1 protein-coding gene is annotated in these 894 nt (G+C 24.5%); it reads left to right on the forward strand.

Annotated elements, in window-relative coordinates:
* Positions 1 to 324 precede the first annotated feature (324 nt).
* Entirely contained in the window at positions 325 to 783 is a 459-nt protein-coding gene (locus FJV36_RS07180; RefSeq protein WP_158980960.1) for a hypothetical protein, read from the forward strand.
* Positions 784 to 894: the final 111 nt, after the last annotated feature.

An 894-nucleotide genomic window follows, 5' to 3' on the forward strand; every position in this document is an offset into this window, starting at 1 on the left:
AAATTCACGGCAACTTTGGTCGTCTGGGAATGTCTTTATGAACTCTAAAATATTCTCCCCCTGAAATATACTTTCCATATCCTTGTATTTACTATAAATATAAGTGTTTTTTAAGTAAGTAACTCTATTAATGTTTTTATCAACACTAATATTCCTCTCAATCAAAAGAAAAAAATATTATTCCAAATTTCTGATATTGATGTTAGAAATAATCCTAAAAATTTAATTAACTATAACAGGAAACTCTCAGTCTATCATGTAAATAAGCAATTAGATAATCTTTCTAAAGCATTAGGGTATACAAAATTTAATAATGAAATTTATTTGGTAGGAATTGAGAAAGAAAATTTACTTAAAAATGTAATTGATCATTTTCAGAATTTAATAAGGGAAAATATAAAAAGATTTGACTTTGAGGATGTTATCACAAAATTACAAGGTTTTTATGAACGAATTATTTTCAATAGAGAACATAGTAAATTTCAATTGACTCCAAAAATCGAATGTTTTAAAAATCATTGTGATATTAAAAAAATTATTTCTGATGATTTTAAAAATAACACTCAAATTTCATTAAGTATAAGATGTTTAATAGAATATGTCATTAATAATCCACCAAATGGTGCTGAATATTTTGATAGCAATAAATTTGATGAAACTATTGCCTTAATGAATAATATAATTAATTGGGGGTTTTTATATGATGAACATATTTTTAAAATTGCGGATCATAATATCTCAATTCTAAAATCAGGTAGAATAGGTAGTATTTTAGCCCCTTAATAGTTCGGAGTGATATTTTAAATTTCAAATAGTACATTTGATATATGAAATACAAGAAATGGAGTTTAGAAGAAAAGCTAGAAATCCTATCCTTTTCAGAAGAATTAGGAG

It is taken from the genome of Flavobacterium sp. I-STPP5a, assembly GCF_009764685.1.
Lineage (GTDB): Bacteria > Bacteroidota > Bacteroidia > Flavobacteriales > Flavobacteriaceae > Flavobacterium.